The organism is Citrobacter werkmanii (assembly GCF_008693645.1).
Lineage (GTDB): Bacteria > Pseudomonadota > Gammaproteobacteria > Enterobacterales > Enterobacteriaceae > Citrobacter > Citrobacter werkmanii.
Genome location: NZ_CP044101.1, coordinates 2,828,397 through 2,841,545, shown reverse-complemented (window position 1 = coordinate 2,841,545; position 13,149 = coordinate 2,828,397). Strand labels below are relative to the sequence as shown.

Below are 13,149 nucleotides of genomic sequence, written 5' to 3'. Positions count from 1 at the left end.
CGTATTAGCAGCGCTAACGAGCCTGCTCTGAAACGATGATCTGATGGCATAAATCGGGATGGCTTGACATGAAATTACAGCAGCTTCGCTACATTGTTGAGGTGGTGAACCACAACCTTAATGTCTCCTCAACGGCGGAAGGGCTTTATACCTCCCAGCCAGGCATCAGTAAGCAAGTTCGTATGCTTGAAGATGAACTTGGCATCCAGATTTTTGCCCGTAGCGGCAAGCACCTGACGCAGGTTACGCCAGCGGGGCAGGAAGTCATCCGTATTGCGCGTGAGGTTCTGTCGAAGGTGGATGCCATTAAGTCGGTGGCTGGCGAACATACCTGGCCGGACAAAGGCTCGTTATACATCGCGACGACCCACACGCAAGCACGTTACGCACTGCCAAACGTGATTAAAGGTTTTATTGAGCGTTACCCTCGCGTCTCTTTGCACATGCACCAGGGATCGCCGACGCAAATCGCCGAAGCGGTATCGAAAGGGAATGCAGACTTTGCCATTGCGACAGAAGCCCTGCATCTGTATGACGATTTGGTGATGCTGCCTTGCTATCACTGGAACCGCTCGATCGTCGTGACGCCGGATCATCCGCTGGCGGGAAAAGCGTCCGTTTCTATTGAAGAGTTAGCGCAGTATCCGCTGGTCACCTACACCTTCGGTTTTACCGGGCGTTCGGAACTGGATACCGCGTTTAACCGTGCGGGTCTGGAACCGCGTATAGTATTTACCGCGACTGATGCCGATGTCATTAAAACCTATGTGCGTCTGGGGCTTGGGGTGGGGGTGATTGCCAGCATGGCGGTTGATCCCGTCTCCGACCCTGATCTTGTACGTGTTGACGCGCACGATATCTTCAGTCATAGCACCACCAAAATTGGTTTTCGTCGCAGCACGTTTTTACGCAGTTACATGTATGATTTTATTCAACGTTTCGCGCCGCACCTGACGCGAGATGTGGTGGATACTGCGGTAGCGCTGCGTTCTAACGATGATATAGAAGCCATGTTTAAAGATATTAAATTGCCTGAGAAATAATACCGGCAGTTACCTCGTCGGTATCCTTCTGCATAAAGCGATACCGACGGGAGACGCTGAATTAATCGATAATTTACAGTGAATAAATTAACCATATATAGTTTATGGAAAAGGTTCTCTAAAGTAGTTTCAAATTAGCCAGCTTGCTAAAAATTCCTTTCAAATATTGATAACCGATCAAACAATCGATTTATTTATCAGGACGAGTCTGAAAATTAACTGGCTTTTTTTTGCCTTTTTTATTAGGATTCCTCCTATCTGATGATTAATTGTACCGATTGTTTGGTGCCTAAATGATAAGTGATTTCGATAGTATGAGGTTAGCGATGCCTTCAGGAAACCAGCCAGCACGCAGGGATCCCGTGATGAAACGTAAAGCCTGGTTTGCTGTTTTTCTCGGCTCCGCAGTGTTCTGGATTGTCGTCGCGCTCGTGGCCTGGCAAGTGTGGGGGTAGGTCATGTCCGCACCGGAACAACACACCACCGTGACGCCAGCTCCCCATGAAAATGAACCAGATAGCAATACCGGCGCAGAGAATGGGCCGGAAATCCCCACCTCCTGGACGCTTTCCCCTGAACAACGCGCGTTTATTGATCTGTTTACTGATGATGAACAGAAACAGTAATTAATACGAATTTTATCGTCATTATTATTCGTCCTCTGTCTGATATCTCGTATGACTTATTGCGTACAATCGCGATGTCCACTCTAATCAGCATATTATCGACTACCAACATGCCTGTTACACATTAACGCTATCAACTTCCGCTCTCGAATCTTCCCCGCGTATTTCACACCGCACTCCGATCTTCCGATGTTTACACTTTTATCAATTTGAGTTGTTATCAAAGCGTTACATTTTGTTTGTGTTATCTTTAATACTAACCCTGAAGAAAATCAGGGGATCTAACCCTGTCATTTAAGGAGGAGCTATGTCGTCGACCCTACGCGAAGCCAGTATGGACACATTGCAGGTTAATGATAAAACCTACCGTTACTACAGCTTGCCTCTGGCCGCACAAACTCTGGGTGATATCACCCGCCTGCCCAAATCGCTAAAAGTTTTGCTGGAGAACCTGCTTCGCTGGCAGGACGGAAATACCGTTACCGAAGACGATATTCATGCGCTGGCGCGTTGGCTGAAAACCGCGCATGCCGACCGTGAGATTGCCTATCGACCCGCTCGCGTTTTGATGCAGGACTTTACTGGCGTACCCGCAGTGGTCGATCTGGCCGCTATGCGCGAAGCGGTAAAACGTTTGGGCGGGGATACGGCAAAAGTGAATCCGCTTTCGCCAGTGGATCTTGTCATTGACCACTCCGTAACGGTGGATCGTTTCGGTGATGATGACGCTTTCGAAGAGAACGTCCGTCTGGAAATGGAACGTAACCATGAGCGCTATGTGTTCCTGAAATGGGGACAGCAAGCATTCAGTCGCTTCAGCGTTGTGCCGCCGGGAACGGGGATTTGCCACCAGGTTAACCTTGAGTATTTGGGTAAAGCCGTCTGGAGCGAATTACAAAACGGTGAATGGGTGGCTTATCCGGATACGCTGGTCGGTACCGACTCCCATACTACGATGATAAATGGTCTCGGTGTGCTGGGCTGGGGCGTCGGCGGCATTGAAGCCGAAGCCGCGATGCTGGGCCAGCCGGTCTCTATGCTTATCCCTGACGTGGTGGGCTTCAAGCTGGTAGGTAAACTGCGGGAAGGTATCACCGCGACCGATCTGGTGCTGACCGTCACCCAAATGCTGCGTAAGCATGGTGTGGTTGGGAAATTTGTTGAATTCTATGGTGATGGCCTGGATACCTTACCGCTGGCCGATCGGGCAACCATTGCGAACATGTCGCCGGAATATGGCGCAACCTGTGGTTTCTTCCCGATTGATGACATCACGCTTGAATATATGCGCCTGAGCGGACGCAGTGAGGAGCAGGTCGACCTGGTCGGCGCTTATGCTAAAGCGCAGGGGATGTGGCGTAACCCAGGCGATGAACCTGTATTTACCAGTTCGCTGGAGCTGGATATGGGCAGTGTGGAAGCGAGCCTTGCCGGACCGAAGCGTCCCCAGGATCGAGTGGCACTCGCAGATGTCCCGAAAGCGTTCTCGGCGAGTAACGAGCTTGAGGTGAATAGCTCGCTAAAAGATCGTCAGCCTGTGGATTATACAATGAACGGGCATCAATACCTGTTGCCGGATGGCGCGGTGGTGATTGCGGCGATCACCTCCTGTACCAACACCTCTAACCCAAGCGTATTGATGGCGGCGGGGCTGCTGGCGAAGAAAGCGGTTACGCTCGGTCTGAAACGTCAACCCTGGGTTAAAGCCTCGCTGGCGCCTGGCTCTAAAGTCGTTTCTGACTATCTGGCGCAGGCCGGGTTCACACCGTATCTTGACGAGTTGGGCTTTAACCTCGTGGGTTATGGCTGTACCACCTGTATAGGTAATTCCGGACCGTTGCCCGATCCTATTGAGACGGCTATAAAAAAAGGCGACCTCACGGTCGGCGCAGTGCTTTCCGGCAACCGTAATTTTGAAGGCCGCATCCATCCGCTCGTCAAGACGAACTGGTTGGCGTCACCGCCGCTGGTAGTCGCTTACGCGCTGGCGGGGAATATGAATATTAACCTGACGAAAGACCCGTTAGGTCATGACAGAAAAGGCGATCCCGTTTACCTGAAAGATATCTGGCCAACTGCCCAGGAAATCGCCCGGGCCGTTGAGCAGGTCTCTACCGCGATGTTCCATAAAGAGTATGCCGAAGTATTTGAAGGCACGCCGGAATGGAAAGCGATTCAAGTTGATCGGGCTGACACCTATGGCTGGCAGTCTGACTCGACCTATATCCGTTTGTCGCCGTTCTTTGATGGTATGCAGGCTACGCCGGATCCGGTACAGGACATTCATGGCGCACGCATTTTGGCGATGTTAGGCGACTCGGTGACCACCGATCACATTTCTCCTGCCGGTAGCATTAAAGCGGATAGCCCGGCCGGTCGGTATCTACAAAGCCACGGCGTTGAGCGCAAAGACTTTAACTCCTACGGTTCCCGACGCGGAAACCATGAAGTGATGATGCGCGGTACTTTTGCCAATATACGTATCCGCAATGAGATGGTGCCTGGCGTGGAAGGCGGAATGACGCGGCATTTACCGGGGACGGAAGTAGTAGCTATCTATGATGCGGCCATGCAATACCAACAGGAGAATGTTCCGCTGGCGGTCATTGCCGGTAAGGAATATGGTTCTGGCTCCAGTCGTGACTGGGCTGCGAAAGGCCCACGCTTGCTGGGTGTGCGCGTGGTGATTGCTGAGTCCTTTGAGCGAATTCACCGTTCTAACCTGATCGGTATGGGGATTTTACCGCTTGAATTCCCACAGGGAGTTACGCGTAAAACGCTGGGATTAACCGGTGAGGAAGCGATTGATATTACGGATCTGCAAAACATTAAACCGGGGGCGACAGTTCCGGTAAGTTTGACCCGTGCGGATGGGCATAAAGAGGTGATTTTATGCCGTTGCCGCATCGATACCGCGACGGAGTTAACGTATTACCAGAACGACGGCATTCTGCACTACGTCATTCGTAATATGTTGAACTGACATGTAAAAAGCCTGCGTGAGCAGGCTTTTTTCTGTACCGGTTAAATGGAAATTATTTATTTAACAAATGACCCATTTTCGCGGCTTTGGTATCCAGATAATGTTCATTATTCGGGTTACGACCCACAATTAACGGCACGCGTTCAACGATATTGATACCTGCCTCGGTCAGAATTTCCACTTTCTTCGGGTTATTGGTCAACAAACGTACCTCGTCAACGCCCAGCAGTTTGAACATGTCCGCACACAGTGTGAAATCACGCTCGTCTGCTGCAAAGCCTAACTGATGATTGGCTTCAACGGTATCATAACCCTGGTCCTGCAGCGCATAGGCGCGGATTTTATTTAACAGTCCAATGTTGCGCCCTTCCTGACGATGATAGAGCAGAATGCCACGCCCTTCTTCGGCAATATGCGACAGGGCTGCTTCGAGCTGGAAACCGCAATCGCAACGCAGGCTAAACAGCGCATCGCCAGTCAGACACTCAGAGTGGACACGCGCCAGGACAGGCGTTTGGCCTGTAATATCACCAAAAATCAGTGCGACATGATCGTGTCCGGTTGCCAGTTCTTCAAATCCCACCATCAGGAAATCACCCCAGGGGGTTGGCAGTTTGGCTTCTGCCACACGTTTAAGCTGCATGTAATTCTCCAGATTATGCTGGCACTGTCGTGCCGTCGCCTGTTGGCTTCTGTTCTGTATTGCACTATTTTGCCATAAGCCAGCGATGTTCACCTAATTGCGACAACGGATTCGCTTTTGGAATGGCACAAAATTGTCAATTTTCCCGGCGTGCGCATTTTTCAGTTATGATTGTGAGACTTATCAACGAAAGGAGAGGCAATGCTTTCAATCGCAAAGCGCACCGCAGTCGGCGCCGGACTGCTGCTTATCATGCCGGTTGCTGTATGGGTATCAGGTTGGAACTGGCAACCTGGGCATAATGTCTGGTGGTTAAAATCCCTGTTCTGGGTAACGGAAACGGTGACACAGCCATGGGGGATTATCACTCATGTAGCGCTCTGTGCATGGTTTTTATGGTGTCTGCGTTTTCGTCTGAAAGCGGCGGTAATGCTGTTTGCGATCCTGGCGGTGGCGATTTTAGTTGGGCAGGGCGTGAAGTCATGGGTTAAAGACAAGGTGCAGGAACCGCGGCCATTTGTTGTATGGCTGGAAAAAACGCACCATATTCCGGTGGATGAGTTCTACACTTTAAAACGGAAAGATCGCGGGAACTTAGTCAAAGAACAATTAGCCGAACAGCGGGACGTGCCAACGTTTCTACGTAAGCACTGGCAAAAAGAAACAGGATTTGCTTTTCCCTCCGGGCATACAATGTTTGCTGCCAGTTGGGCTTTGCTGGCGGTAGGATTGCTGTGGCCGCGCAGACGTACGCTGACTATAGCATTCTTACTTATCTGGGCGACGGGGGTGATGGGGAGCCGCTTGCTGCTGGGAATGCACTGGCCCCGTGATTTGGTGGTCGCAACGCTGATTTCCTGGCTGTTGGTGACCCTGGCAACCTGGCTTGCGCAGCGGATATGCGGACCCTTAACACCGCCAGTGCAGGAGACGAAAGAAATCGCGCAGCGTGAGCAAGAAAGTTAGCTATGATTGATTTTTCGAATTTTGCCCTTAAATCAGAAGGCATAAAGCGCTTTTCCATTTCGCACTCGGTGTGAAAATGGTAATTTAAAGGGCTCAACGCGGTAAGTTGGACACGATTTATTCGCTTAAACCACATAACGGGAAGTAATGTGAAATATTTACTCATTTTCTTACTGGTGTTGGCGATTTTTGTTATTTCGGTGACATTAGGTGCGCAAAACGATCAACAGGTTACGTTTAATTACCTGCTGGCTCAGGGTGAGTATCGTATCTCTACGCTGCTTGCTGTATTGTTTGCCGCAGGTTTTGCGATTGGTTGGCTAATTTGCGGCCTTTTCTGGCTGAAGGTTCGAGTGTCTCTTGCGCGCGCCGAACGTAAAATCAAACGACTGGAAAACCAGCTTGCGCCTGCGACCGACGTTGCGGTACCCGCCGATTCGTCGGTTGTAAAGGAATAATTATTTATGTTGGAGTTGTTGTTTCTGCTTTTACCTGTAGCCGCTGCCTATGGGTGGTATATGGGTCGCAGAAGTGCGCAACAAACAAAGCAGGATGAAGCCAACCGACTTTCCCGTGACTATGTCGCCGGGGTTAACTTCCTCCTGAGCAACCAACAAGATAAAGCGGTGGATCTGTTCCTTGATATGCTGAAAGAGGACACGGGCACCGTTGAGGCTCATCTCACCCTCGGAAACCTGTTCCGTTCGCGCGGTGAAGTCGATCGTGCAATCCGCATCCACCAAACGCTTATGGAAAGTGCCTCGCTGACATACGAACAGCGCTTGCTGGCAGTGCAACAACTGGGCCGCGACTACATGGCCGCAGGCCTGTATGACCGTGCGGAAGACATGTTCAATCAGCTTACTGATGAAACAGATTTTCGCGTTGGGGCATTACAACAGTTGCTGCAAATTCATCAGGCAACCAGCGAATGGCAAAAAGCCATTGACGTTGCAGAGCGTCTGGTAAAGCTTGGCAAAGACAAACAACGCATTGAGATAGCGCATTTCTATTGCGAACTGGCGTTACAGCAAATGGGCAACGACGATATGGATCGTGCCATGACGCTGTTGAAAAAAGGGGCGGCAGCAGACAAAAACAGCGCCCGCGTTTCCATTATGATGGGGCGCGTATATATGCTGAACGGCGATTACTCCAGGGCGGTTGAAAGTCTGCAACGGGTGATTTCTCAGGATAAAGAGCTGGTCAGTGAAACGCTGGAAATGCTGCAAAGCTGCTACCAGCATCTGGGCAAAAACGATGAGTGGGCAGAGTTTTTACGCCGTGCGGTTGAGGAAAATACCGGTGCCGCCGCTGAACTGATGCTTGCAGATATCCTTGAGGCGCGTGAGGGAACTGATACCGCTCAGGTTTATATTACTCGTCAGCTGCAGCGCCATCCTACGATGCGTGTATTCCACAAGCTGATGGATTATCATCTTAATGAAGCAGAAGAAGGACGCGCCAAAGAGAGCCTGATGGTGCTGCGCGATATGGTCGGGGAGCAGGTACGTAGTAAGCCGCGCTATCGCTGTCAAAAATGCGGGTTTACCGCTTATACGCTGTACTGGCATTGTCCATCCTGCCGTTCATGGTCAACCATTAAACCTATTCGTGGGCTTGATGGGCTGTAATTTTTAAAAAAGCTTCAACTTAGTTACAACATCCTTATAGGGTGTAATCGTCCCATCATCAACCTCCACAGCCGGTTCGCCTGGCAGAAATGTAATCGCGCCTGTTAATTTTCTATTGCCGCAGGTAGAATGCACGCCGTTTACCCATTTTGCGCCACCGGTGGCGCCCATCCTCAGGAAGGTCTGGTCATGACGTTTACTGCTTCATCTTCTTCTCGTGCTGTTACTGATTCTCCTGTCGTTGTCGCTCTTGATTACGCAAATCGTGATAAAGCATTAGCTTTTGTCGACAGAATTGATCCTCGTGATTGCCGTTTGAAAGTGGGCAAAGAAATGTTCACGCTTTTTGGACCTCAGTTGGTTCGCGAACTACAACAGCGCGGTTTTGACGTCTTTCTGGATTTGAAATTTCATGATATTCCCAATACAACTGCACATGCCGTAGCTGCGGCTGCCGACCTTGGCGTGTGGATGGTTAACGTACACGCCTCTGGCGGGGCGCGCATGATGACGGCAGCCCGTGAGGCCCTGGTGCCTTTTGGTAACGATGCGCCATTGCTGATTGCTGTGACGGTGCTGACCAGCATGGAAGCCAGCGATCTTGCCGATCTCGGTGTGACGTTGTCACCTGCGGAGCATGCTGAAAGACTGGCGCGTTTAACCCAACATTGCGGGCTGGACGGAGTCGTATGCTCTGCCCAGGAAGCGGTACGTTTCAAACAGGCGTTTGGACAGGCATTTAAGTTAGTGACCCCGGGTATTCGTCCTGAAGGCAGCGAGGCGGGCGATCAGCGTCGTATTATGACGCCAGAGCAGGCGCAGTTAGCCGGTGTGGATTACATGGTGATTGGTCGTCCGGTCACGCAGTCTGCCGACCCGGCGCAGACGCTGAAGATGATCAATGCCTCTCTGAAACGAGGTGTGTAAATGAGCGATTCAAACTCTCGCCTGGTCTATTCAACCGACTCCGGACGCATTGATGGACCGAAGGTCGCCCCTGAACGCCCAAAGGGTGATGGTATTGTCCGCATTCAACGCCAGACCAGCGGTCGTAAAGGCAAGGGCGTGTGCCTGATCACCGGTATTGATCAGGATGATGCGGAACTGGCTAAATTAGCCGCGGAACTGAAGAAAAAATGTGGTTGCGGTGGGGCGGTAAAAGATGGCGTGATTGAAATTCAGGGCGATAAACGTGACCTGATAAAATCATTGCTGGAGGCCAAAGGCATGAAAGTCAAACTGGCTGGCGGTTAATAAAAAAGCCACGGAGATAATCCGTGGCTTTTTAAAATACAGAGCTGAAAAAGTAAACGTTTAATTATATCGAGCCGGTCAACCGTAAATTATTTACCTACCTGATGGCCAATAATACCACCAACAGCAGCACCACCCAGCGTACCCAGCGCGCTGCCATCGGTCAGGACTGCACCACCTACAGCACCCGCACCAGCACCGATAGCGGTATTGCGATCGCGTTTGGACCAGTTAGAGCAGGCGCTCAGAGACATTGCCAGAGTAAGCGCCAGAATGGCTGCGGTCATTTTTTTGCTCGTTACTAACATAATACTTTCTCCTGAATTATTGATTCACGGAATCCAGTGTTCTTTAAGGATAGCGTTAAATCGCGACTATCAAAGATATTTCCGTGAAACCGTTTAGCGAAGGCATGACAACCAATATCCTGCAGTTGGATGTTCGCTCCTGTTATATCGCTAATATTAATTCTACGAGTTTATCCTGTTAACAACAGGTAAAAAGTCTTAATTGGGTTGTCAGATAACTCTCAGAGAGGAGATGATTTGCCTGCCGACAAATCATCTTGCGCAGCCATTATGCGTTGGTATCAATGATATTGACGGTTAATCCTGAATGTTCAAGCTGCATTTGTACACTGGCGCTGAGCTTAGAGTCCGTCACGACGCGACTGAATCGTGCTAAAGGCCCCAGGGTATAAGGATGAATGGCGTCAAATTTTGAGCTGTCGGTAAGCACAATAACCTCTGCGCCTTTTTCTAGTACCGCATTAACCACATCAGAACGCATCATATCGCGTCCGGTGAAGCCGGTTTCTGCCTGCCAGCCATCAATGCCGATGAAGGCCTTACTGAAGTGTACCTGCTGGATAAACTGGCGAGTCAGGGGGCCGACCATGCTCTCACTTTTCTTCTGATAAATCCCGCCGAGGAGAATCACTTCACAGGGTGTTTCTTTGAGCAGGTGAGCGATGTAGCTGCTCACCGTAATGATAGTGACATCTTTTTGCTCCGCCAGGGTTCTTGCCAGGAGCGCATTGCTGCTGCCATTCTCAATGAAAACTGACTCGCCGGGGCTGACCAGTGATGCAGCGAATTCGGCCAGCTCACGTTTTAGCGTGAAATTGGTCATCATGCGTGTTTCCACATCATCGCTGTTCAATGAAACAGCAAATCCGTGCGCACGGCGTAAATAACTCTGTTTTTCCAGCGTATTCAGATCCTGTCGAATCGTCACTTCTGAAACGCCGGTGATTTTTGCCAGATCGGCGACGCTCATCTGACCTTTATCGGTCACCATCTGCAAAATGGATTGTTGTCGGGAATTCATAGTATTAATTTTTATAGCAATATCGTATCGGAAAATAAACGGAAGTCTGCTGATAGCAGTAACATCAAGAGAGCGATGTCATCAGATCTCCCACGGAGCTTTCTGTTTAGTTGACAAAGATTGAGTATCTTCTTTGACCGTGTTTAACAGTTCAGCCTTCAGAATTTCGAGATTGTGGATGGCTGAGTGGTAATCACCTGCAACGAGGATATCCAGCACGGTATCAATGCGTTCGGCCAGACGCTGAGCGTCGATATCAGACATGGTCATCATCCAAAGGGCAATAGAGTTTGAATTTCATGATGCAGAATTTCATGGCAAAAGAGAAGGGAAAAATAGTATTAACCTGAATGATTGAAGAATATTATATATTCTGTGATTACATACAGATAGAATCATCACGTATTGTCCATTTATGGCTATTTTCTCCGAGGAATCTTTCTGCATTATCGCGTTTTTTTATTCAGGTGTCGTCGATACCATCGTTCAAACGCAGCTGCAGGCATCGGCTTGGCGAATAAAAATCCCTGACGCTCATTGACGCCGTTCTTGGTCAAAAACGCATCCTCTTTTGCACTTTCAACGCCTTCGGCGATGACCTGCAGGTTGAGCGCTTGCGCGACCGCGACAATGGCCCGCACCAGCGACTGTGAAATAGGTTGCTTGTGCACATCTCTGACAAAGGTTTGATCCAGTTTTATCGCATCAAGCGGGAAGCGGGCCAGTTGAGATAGCGACGAATAACCGGTGCCAAAATCATCCAAATGGATTTGTGCCCCCAACTGGCTAAATTGCTGAATGACGGATAGCGCCAACTGCTCATTTTCAATCAAACTGCTTTCCGTTAATTCAACATCGATCGGGCAGTATTCAAAGTTGAGATCGTGAAGCACCTGCTTGAGAGCGGTAAATAGCGTCTGGTCGGCGAGCTGGCGCGCAGACACGTTTACCGCCACGCGTAGATTTATCCCCTTGGCACGCCATTTTGCCACCTGGCGCACGACGTCCAGAATAACCCATCGACCGAGCGGAACGATGAGCCCTGATTCTTCGGCGTAGGAGATAAACTCCAATGGCGGTATGAGACCACGTTCCGGGGACTGCCAACGAACCAGAGCCTCCAGACTACGAACTTCTCCGCGCCAGGTTATTTTTGGCTGATAGTGGATAACCAGTTGATCGTTTTCCAGCGCCTTACGCAGATTGGTATCCAACCACAAATATTCAAAAACTCGTTGATTCATTTCCGGTGAGAAGACGCAAAACTGACCACGACCGCCTTCTTTTGCTGTGTACATGGCCGTATCCGCGTTACGGATGACGCTCTCGCCGTCCTGTCCATGCTGTGGCGCGAGAGAAATACCGATTGAACATCCGGTATAGACTTCTATCAGTCCAATGCGAAAAGGTTGACGCAGGCGCGTCAGGATACGCGATGCCGTAGCCTCCAGCGCGCCCTGGGACGTTTCGGTGGCAAGGACAATGAATTCATCACCGCCAAACCTGGCCAGTAGCTGGTTGTCGTCGAGGCAACTGAGGATAGCCAGCGACACGCTTTGTAACAACTGATCGCCAAACATATGACCGTAGGCGTCGTTCACCTTTTTAAAGTTATCCAAATCGAGATAGACAATCCCAACCTGCGTATCGCCAGCGTTTTCAATGGCGTTGCTGATCAGCTCGTGAATTGCGTTGCGGTTCGGTAAACCAGTGATGGAGTCGGTATTGGCCAATACCCGTAGGCGTTCCTGCGCGCGGCGCTCTTCAGTAATATCGGTACCGGAACAGATCAGAAATATTTCGTTCTTGCCGCTACCGTTATGCACAAACTTATTGCGGAACAGAAACAGACGCTGGCCTTTGCAGGTTTTTACCCAACGTTCGACCTCATAAGAGTTACCTTCGCGAAAAAACACCTCAATGTTGCGCCGTGAGGCTGCGGCCTCGCGCCGGCTCATAAACAGCGTGAAAACGCTTTGGCCAATCACTTCGCGCTCTTTGAGACCGGTGTACTCTTCGCACAGGCGATTAAAGCGTTGAATGTTGCCCATGCGGTCAAGAATGACAATGACGGAGTTAGCTTCAGAAACGACCTGCTCAGCGAAAGAGAGGCCGTGAGCCAGGTCGCGCGCGACGGAAGGGGTGTCATCCCAGGCGGATGCGCTTCCCGCCCATTCGCGCTTATTGATTTTCCTGCCGACCAGATGCACGGGTATGTCGTCATCTTCAATGGGAAGCGTCATCAACAGACTCGATGTAATCACCGTCATTTCGCGAATGCGGTCGGCTTGCTCAGCTGACAATTCGATGGTCTGATCGACTGCTGACGCTTCGTCGATAGAGAAATGCAGGATGTTGCAATCCTCTGACAAACGCCAGTAGGGGTTATGAGTGCCCACATAGCTATACAACGTAACCCGCTCCCGGACGTCTTTCATGATGTGTACTATCCCGTTTAAAGCGCATAGAGCCTCAAAAGTATAGTTAGCCATGATTCATACAGGGTGATTATGGCTGAACGTATTGTTTTATTTATGTATTTATATGTAATGCAGAATCTAAAAAAAGCAAAGCTAGCGGAACTGAAAATAGTAAAAAATAAATTAGACCGGATGAAAGAAGTGTAGTGCGTGGTGGAGATTTGGGAGGGAAAAGAAAACGACCTTTCACA

14 protein-coding genes are annotated in these 13,149 nt (G+C 50.1%); 9 read left to right on the top strand and 5 right to left on the bottom strand.

What is annotated here, in order from left to right; all coding sequences use genetic code 11:
* Positions 1 to 68 precede the first annotated feature (68 nt).
* From cysB to acnA, 4 genes are all read left to right on the top strand, one after another.
* Positions 69 to 1,043 (top strand): HTH-type transcriptional regulator CysB, encoded by a 975-nt coding sequence (cysB, locus tag FOB24_RS14360; RefSeq protein ID WP_042308079.1) that lies wholly within the window; start codon positions 69 to 71, stop codon positions 1,041 to 1,043.
* A 314-nt stretch (positions 1,044 to 1,357) separates the two neighbouring features.
* Complete coding sequence (locus tag FOB24_RS14355; protein WP_216422382.1) at positions 1,358 to 1,498, top strand: YmiA family putative membrane protein; 141 nt, start codon at positions 1,358 to 1,360, stop codon at positions 1,496 to 1,498.
* Between the two features lie 3 nt (positions 1,499 to 1,501).
* Complete coding sequence (locus FOB24_RS24295; RefSeq protein ID WP_165407704.1) at positions 1,502 to 1,669, top strand: hypothetical protein; 168 nt, start codon at positions 1,502 to 1,504, stop codon at positions 1,667 to 1,669.
* Between the two features lie 307 nt (positions 1,670 to 1,976).
* Positions 1,977 to 4,652, top strand: coding sequence for an aconitate hydratase AcnA (acnA, locus tag FOB24_RS14350; RefSeq protein WP_038640960.1), 2,676 nt, complete (start codon positions 1,977 to 1,979; stop codon positions 4,650 to 4,652).
* A 52-nt stretch (positions 4,653 to 4,704) separates the two neighbouring features.
* Here acnA and ribA read toward each other — a convergent pair whose 3' ends face one another.
* Positions 4,705 to 5,295, bottom strand: coding sequence for a GTP cyclohydrolase II (gene ribA, locus FOB24_RS14345; RefSeq protein WP_038640958.1), 591 nt, complete (start codon positions 5,293 to 5,295; stop codon positions 4,705 to 4,707).
* A 201-nt stretch (positions 5,296 to 5,496) separates the two neighbouring features.
* On the opposite strand from ribA, the gene pgpB reads away from it, so the two are divergent.
* The 5 genes from pgpB (at position 5,497) to yciH (ending at position 9,149) form a co-directional block, all read left to right on the top strand.
* Positions 5,497 to 6,261: a phosphatidylglycerophosphatase B gene (pgpB, locus tag FOB24_RS14340; protein WP_038640956.1), complete on the top strand. Its 765-nt coding sequence runs from the start codon at positions 5,497 to 5,499 to the stop codon at positions 6,259 to 6,261.
* A 149-nt stretch (positions 6,262 to 6,410) separates the two neighbouring features.
* Positions 6,411 to 6,719 carry a LapA family protein gene (locus FOB24_RS14335; RefSeq protein ID WP_038640953.1) on the top strand — a complete coding sequence of 103 codons (309 nt, stop codon included), beginning with the start codon at positions 6,411 to 6,413 and terminating at the stop codon, positions 6,717 to 6,719.
* 6 nt (positions 6,720 to 6,725) lie between these two features.
* A complete protein-coding gene (gene lapB / locus FOB24_RS14330) occupies positions 6,726 to 7,895 on the top strand; it encodes a lipopolysaccharide assembly protein LapB (protein ID WP_150345087.1) in 1,170 nt (389 codons plus the stop codon).
* A gap of 189 nt (positions 7,896 to 8,084) precedes the next feature.
* Entirely contained in the window at positions 8,085 to 8,822 is a 738-nt protein-coding gene (gene pyrF, locus FOB24_RS14325) for an orotidine-5'-phosphate decarboxylase (RefSeq protein WP_110497944.1), read from the top strand.
* On the top strand, positions 8,823 to 9,149 hold the full coding sequence (gene yciH / locus FOB24_RS14320; protein WP_137351422.1) for a stress response translation initiation inhibitor YciH: 327 nt from the start codon (positions 8,823 to 8,825) through the stop codon (positions 9,147 to 9,149).
* An 89-nt stretch (positions 9,150 to 9,238) separates the two neighbouring features.
* Here the strand turns inward: yciH and osmB are convergent, their stop codons facing one another.
* The 4 genes from osmB to pdeR all read right to left on the bottom strand — a co-directional run bounded on the left by osmB (position 9,239) and on the right by pdeR (position 12,916).
* The gene (osmB, locus tag FOB24_RS14315) at positions 9,239 to 9,457 is read right to left on the bottom strand and encodes an osmotically-inducible lipoprotein OsmB (protein WP_038640946.1); all 219 of its coding nucleotides are present in this window, start codon (positions 9,455 to 9,457) and stop codon (positions 9,239 to 9,241) included.
* Between the two features lie 268 nt (positions 9,458 to 9,725).
* A complete protein-coding gene (yciT, locus tag FOB24_RS14310; RefSeq protein ID WP_085048103.1) occupies positions 9,726 to 10,478 on the bottom strand; it encodes a DNA-binding transcriptional regulator YciT in 753 nt (250 codons plus the stop codon).
* Between the two features lie 81 nt (positions 10,479 to 10,559).
* On the bottom strand, positions 10,560 to 10,742 hold the full coding sequence (locus tag FOB24_RS14305) for a YciZ family protein (protein WP_042308514.1): 183 nt from the start codon (positions 10,740 to 10,742) through the stop codon (positions 10,560 to 10,562).
* A 182-nt stretch (positions 10,743 to 10,924) separates the two neighbouring features.
* Positions 10,925 to 12,916, bottom strand: a complete 1,992-nt coding sequence (gene pdeR / locus FOB24_RS14295; RefSeq protein WP_038640944.1) for a cyclic di-GMP phosphodiesterase — start codon at positions 12,914 to 12,916, stop codon at positions 10,925 to 10,927.
* Positions 12,917 to 13,149: the final 233 nt, after the last annotated feature.